Source organism: Xanthobacter autotrophicus (genome assembly GCF_029991245.1).
GTDB classification, from domain to species: Bacteria; Pseudomonadota; Alphaproteobacteria; order Rhizobiales; family Xanthobacteraceae; genus Xanthobacter; species Xanthobacter autotrophicus_C.
Genome location: NZ_JAIVFO010000226.1, coordinates 1 through 4,277, shown reverse-complemented (window position 1 = coordinate 4,277; position 4,277 = coordinate 1). Strand labels below are relative to the sequence as shown.

Here is a 4,277-nt window from a genome sequence, read left to right as displayed (position 1 = left end):
CTCCCCGACCGGCAGGGCCACCTCGAAGCTGGCGCCGCCGCCACGGATGTCGGCGGCGAATGTCCCGCCGCAGGTCGCTGCCAATTCCCCGACGACCTTCAGGCCGAGCCCGAAGCCGAGCGCAGTCCCGGTGTCGCCTGCGCCGCCTTTCACGCCGTCGTCTCGGACCCGCAATATGAACCTTTCGGCCTCGAGAGTGGTCGAGATGCTCACGCGCGAGCCGGCCGCGTGGCGTCGGGCATTGTCGAGCAGGTTCACGACGATGCGCTCCAGAACGCGGCCGTCAAGGCGCGCCGGCCGCCCGGCGCCGCCCGAAAAGGCGACAGCGCAGCCTGCCTCGCGCATGAGCGGCTCGTAACGGACGATGAGCGCGCCGACGACTGCATCTAGAATGAGCGGCGCCGTTCCGGCGGACTGGACGGGCTCGCCCCGGGCCTGGTGCACCGCTTCTTCGGCAATGGACCCGAGGCGCGCGATCTCCTCTTCGAGCACCGCACAATAGCGGCCGATGGGAGCCGTGTCCCGGCCGTGGCGGGCAATGAGATCGACATAGAGGAGAAGGTTGGACAACGGGGTGCGCAGATCGTGCGAAAGGCGCGCGGCGCACTCCGCGCGGCGGCGCTCTTCGGCGGCGGCATCGGCCTGTCTCCGGAAGAGGCTCCAGAGCGCCACGCCCCAGCCGATGGCGACGGGCGCGAGGACGGAGGCGCCGAGCGCCGCATGGGCGAATGCGGGATAAGGCGCCGCCGCGGCACGGATCTTCCAGCCCTCCAGCGGCCGGACAAGATCGATGCTCGCGGCGGGCTCCAGCGGACCGCCCTCGGGCGCAGTGCGCCACCGTGTCATCGACCCAGGATCGACGATCTCCACGGGCGCGTCCCCAAAATAGGTATTTGACGCCGTCTCCTCCGCCAGGGACCGCAGTGCCTGATCAGAAGGCAGAGCGAGGCAGAGGGTTTGCGCCTCGCCGACCACCCGGCAAGAGACGAGCGTGGGGAGGTCGTCGATCGCCGACCATGCGAGGCCCCTTTCATCGCCCTTTGCGTGGGACCGGGCGAGGGAGAGGGCGGGCGCGAGCTTGGCGAGCTTCAGGATCTCCTGCAACAGGGCTGCGGTGGGGTCCTCCGGCGGGAAGGCCCGTCCCTCGCCGCGGAAGTGCACCGCAAATGCAACCGCGCCGTCGGACACGAGCCGGCGCAACACGTCCACCTCGTTCGTGCCTGCAGCCAGGGCGCCGAGCACCAGCGATTCACTTGCCTCCATCTCCTTCGTCACGGCCGCCTCGAGGCGCTTGCCGACCGCTGCGCCCCGCTCTCGCGCCGCCGCCAGGTTTCGCGCCTCGCCCGCCGTCCGCTCTATGTGGATCGTTCGCAGCGCCATGGCGGCGATGACCGCAAGCGGCACCGCGATCAGCGTGAGCGCGAGCCAGTGCCTCCGCCACCGGCGAGTCTCTTCCGAAGGCTCATCCCCCATGATCGCCATCATAAAATATCCAGTTAGCGCCAGCGTTTTTCCGCCGCTATTGTGCGCGCCGGCCGCACCCTTGGGCAATCGGGTGAAGGAGGCAGGCGTTCGGCCGGGGCTTCTCGGGCGTCGCCGCGCGGACGGAATCTAGAGAACCGTCTGCCGCAAGCCGCTGCTGGAAACGACGATGTTCCTGTACCGGCAACGGCCCGAGCGCCGCAGGAACACGCTGTTGGCGATGAGCCAGACGCCGACGATGTGCCTCGCGTCGCCGCCAACATGGGCCTTGTAGTCATCATGGACCGGACGGGCTTCCGAGAGCCACTGCCCGAGTTCGTCGCGTCCGGTCCGCACCACCATGTGGGTCTCGCGCCCCGCCCAGAGGGGCAGGGGGCAACGGAAGACGTGGCCTGACGGCAGGCCGGCGCTCCACATGTAAGTGAGGTCCTGCCCGTCATCGAACTCGACGGCGATGGACAGATAATCATGGGTGCCAATCTCGTCCTCCGGCGTGGGCGCCGGAAGCTCATCGACCACCCAGCTCCATTCGAGGGTGGCGCCGGGGGCGAGCTGCAGCGCCACCGGACGCTGCACGATTCCAACGCTCTTGTGGGTGGAACAGAGGATTTCCCTATTCGGCCCGGATCGGAAGGTGCCGTCGCCGTTGCCGAAGAGGAATATGCTTTTCCAGCCCGGCGGGAGTACGGGAACCTTGTCGAGCCGCGCGATCTCGTCGTGGATCAGCCCCGCCACGTCGCTCATGGCCGCAAGCCGGGCGAGGCCCGTGCGCGCATCGCCGTTCCATATGAGGGCGACCCCTTCGATCCGGCCTTCGGCGGCAAGGTAGACATCGGTGGGGGTCGCGAGATCGCCGTTGGGCGAGGCCCATTCTCCGGCGGAGCGGGCGATGGCGAGGGGGCCGTCCCGGTCCGCGGTCATCGTCCCGGTGTTCGCCATCGAATTATAGAGCTGGCCCTTGTCGGCGCGGGCGTGGAAAGCGACCCCCGGCTCCACCCAGAGGTCCGCCGCCCGCGCGAGATACCAGCGGCCGGCGAGAAGGAAGGTCACCTGCTGACCCGTCCTGACCTCGCCGAGCTCCTTCATCCACGGCAGGTCCTTCCCGCGAAGCTCGAAGGGGACGGCTCGGGCGAGCTCGGGAATACCGCGTTGGTGCAGCAGGGCCACAATGGCCCTAACACGCTCTCCTTCGTCCGGCAGTCCGCTTGCCCCGAGTCCGTCGCCGACGGCGCGCGCCGGAGTGAGGCCGGTGGCGAAGGCTCCGCCGGCCAAGGCGGCGGCGCCCATGCCGGTCAGGAACGAGCGCCTCGTTCCCATCTCCTTCGGCGGCCTCAGATCTGGGCAACATCCGCATAACAACATTGGCACTTCCCCTTTGGTCCGATGTGAAGGCCGGACAGCCCCTCGGCGCACGCTACGATACGGCGCGGGAGAAGGGGTCAGGAGGGCGTTAGCGAAATGTCAGAAGATTGTGTGAAGCGGCGCGCCGCCGATGACGGACGCTCGGCCGCGCACCCAACCCATCGAGAGGGAAACCGGGTCAGCGACCGAGTTCTCTGCGATTCCCTCCCCCGCTCAATCCCGCTGCCACTGCCGCGCGCCCGGTCACGCTGTCGACTGCGCCCGGACCTGTGAGATCAGTCTGGCCCTGCCGCCCTATGGATCTCGCGCACCGAGACTTCAGCCAGACCAGCACGGCGATCGGTTCCGGACGAGATCATAGACGCAGTCGAGGTCGATGACCCTCGCCTCGACCGGCCCGCACAGCTCGAGCAGGTGATGCCAGTCCCTGCCGTTGCGGGCCAGCCGCGAGGCGTCGAAGCAGAGCACCGCGCCAATCTCGCCAGCGCAAAGCGCGGCGACGAGCTTCTCGAAGCCGGGGCGCGCGACCATGCCGCTCGCCGACCGGCCGAGATCGTCATCGATCACCTCGACGGTCCGGAAGCCGCGGCGCCGGGCGACGTCGACCGTAAGCGCTACGAACGCCCCACCTACCGCGGGAGCAGGAGATGAGGATCATCCGTCTGAACTTCGCGAGGAGGCAGTTCGGATGGACAACGACGGTGATGATGCCATGCATCAAGACATGCATGAAGCCAATGATTATCGGCGGATCGAGGTGATCACGGGTCATCGGAAGCGGCGATCGTGGACGGCGAAGGAGAAGACCGAGATTGTGGCGGCGACGGTCGCCGGCGCGGCGCTCATCGAGCGTCTTTCATCCGCGGTGGAAAACTCCGGTGGCCGCATTTCCTCCTCCCGCCTCGATGTGGAGGGGCAGCGTTGGGGACCCGGCTTCCTTTCCGCCGAGGCCAGCCTCGACATCGAGGAAGCGGACCTGCAGAAGCTGCTCTACGACATCGAGGCCGGCTTGCCTTTCCTTTATGTGAGCGAATTGGCGATACAAAGCGGAACGGTGGCTTCCGACAGCGCGGGCGGCCGGCTGAAGGTCGGCTTCACCGTCTATGGCCGCTGGCAGGGGGCACCTTGAGTGCGCTCATGGGGGCGCTGCGGATTATCCTTCTGACATTGCTCCTCGCCGCGGCGCGGACCGGCGGGGAGGGGGCAGCGCACGCGGCCGATCTGTTCGACCCAACCCTCGCCTCCGGTCTGGTGGAGATGCGCGCCGGGGCAGAGACCCACGACCTCGCCGAGGCGCTGGGAGGAAATCCGGTGCGGACGGTACCGCTGGAACGCCTCGCCGCGACCCGCGCGCGGCCGCTGTTCACGCCGTCTCGCCGGCCGCCGTCACCCCCGCTCAAGGCGTCGCCGCCCGCCCCGGCGGCCTCTGCCAC

General features: G+C 68.5%; 3 protein-coding genes and 2 pseudogenes. 2 read left to right on the top strand and 3 right to left on the bottom strand.

Going from position 1 to position 4,277, the window contains the following annotated elements:
* From K9U41_RS21950 to K9U41_RS21940, 3 genes and pseudogenes are all read right to left on the bottom strand, one after another.
* The coding region (locus K9U41_RS21950; protein ID WP_282642965.1) for a sensor histidine kinase at window positions 1-1,485 on the bottom strand (1,485 nt) is incomplete at its 3' end.
* Between the two features lie 126 nt (window positions 1,486-1,611).
* Window positions 1,612-2,799, bottom strand: a complete 1,188-nt coding sequence (locus K9U41_RS21945; protein ID WP_282642964.1) for a DUF3047 domain-containing protein — start codon at window positions 2,797-2,799, stop codon at window positions 1,612-1,614.
* A gap of 399 nt (window positions 2,800-3,198) precedes the next feature.
* Window positions 3,199-3,450, bottom strand: a pseudogene (locus tag K9U41_RS21940) (recombinase family protein); the annotation flags it as partial.
* 82 nt (window positions 3,451-3,532) lie between these two features.
* Here K9U41_RS21940 and gspM point away from each other — a divergent pair.
* Together gspM and K9U41_RS21930 are read left to right on the top strand one after the other, a co-directional pair.
* A complete protein-coding gene (gene gspM, locus K9U41_RS21935; RefSeq protein WP_282642963.1) occupies window positions 3,533-3,973 on the top strand; it encodes a type II secretion system protein GspM in 441 nt (146 codons plus the stop codon).
* Window positions 3,970-4,277 (top strand): annotated as a pseudogene (locus K9U41_RS21930) (hypothetical protein); the annotation flags it as partial. The gene gspM and the pseudogene K9U41_RS21930, both read left to right, overlap by 4 nt.